The organism is Methylobacterium sp. B1, from assembly GCF_000333255.1.
GTDB classification, from domain to species: domain Bacteria; phylum Pseudomonadota; class Alphaproteobacteria; order Rhizobiales; family Beijerinckiaceae; genus Methylobacterium; species Methylobacterium fujisawaense.
Window position 1 is genome coordinate 1 of sequence record NZ_BACT01000244.1, and the last position, 919, is coordinate 919.

The window sequence follows — 919 nt, forward strand, 5'->3', positions numbered from 1 at the left end:
GGGCCGGCCCCGCGAAGGGGCGGGCGCCAGGAGCAGCCACGCCAGGCAAGGTGGCCGCGGCGATCCCGATCACCGCCGGCACGAACCGTCCCGTGACGCGGTCGACCAGGGCCTGGATCGGCAGCTTGCCGCTCTGGGCGCGCTCCACCAGGGCGGCGATCTGCGCGACCACGGTGGCGCCGCCCACGGCCTCGACCCGCAGGTCGAGGCTGCCGCGGCCGTTGAGGGTGCCGCCGACCACGGTATCGCCCGGCCCCTTGCGCACCGGCGCGGGCTCGCCGGTCACCATGCTCTCGTCGACATGGCTGGTCCCGGAGACCACGGCGCCGTCCGCCGCCACCCGCTCGCCCGGACGCACCCGGACGACGTCGCCGAGGCGCAGGGCGTCGAGGGGCACCTCGGTCTCGGCGCCGTCGCGGACGATCCGGGCGGTCTTCGGGGTCAGGTCCATCAGCCGGGCGATCGCCTGGCCGGTCCGCCCCTTGGCCCGGGCCTCCAGGGTCCGGCCGAGCAGGATCAACGTGGCGATCAGGACGCTCGCCTCGAAGTAAAGGTGCGCGGCCCCCGCCGGCAGGAGGTCGGGCGCCAGGGTCGAGACCAGCGAGTACAGGTAGGCGGCCCCGGCCCCGAGGGCGACCAGGGCGTTCATGTCGGGATGGCCGCGCAGCAGGCCCGGGACGCCGCGCAGGAAGAAGCGCCGCCCCGGCCCTGCGAGGACCAGGGTGGCGAGGATCGCCTGGACCAGGGCCGTCACCGGGCCGCCATGCAGCCCGGGAAGAAGATGGCCGCCCATGTCGAGGGCGACGACGGGCGCCGAGAGCACGGCGGCCGCGATCAGGTCGCGGCGCAGGGCGCGGCCCTCCTCCGCCTGACGAGCCGACGGGTCGGCCGGCTGGCCGGCCTCGACCGGGCGGGCGTC

Annotated in this window: 1 pseudogene; it reads right to left on the reverse strand. The window is 76.8% G+C overall.

What is annotated here, in order from left to right:
• Window positions 1–919: pseudogene (locus I53_RS06800) on the reverse strand (HAD-IC family P-type ATPase); the annotation flags it as partial.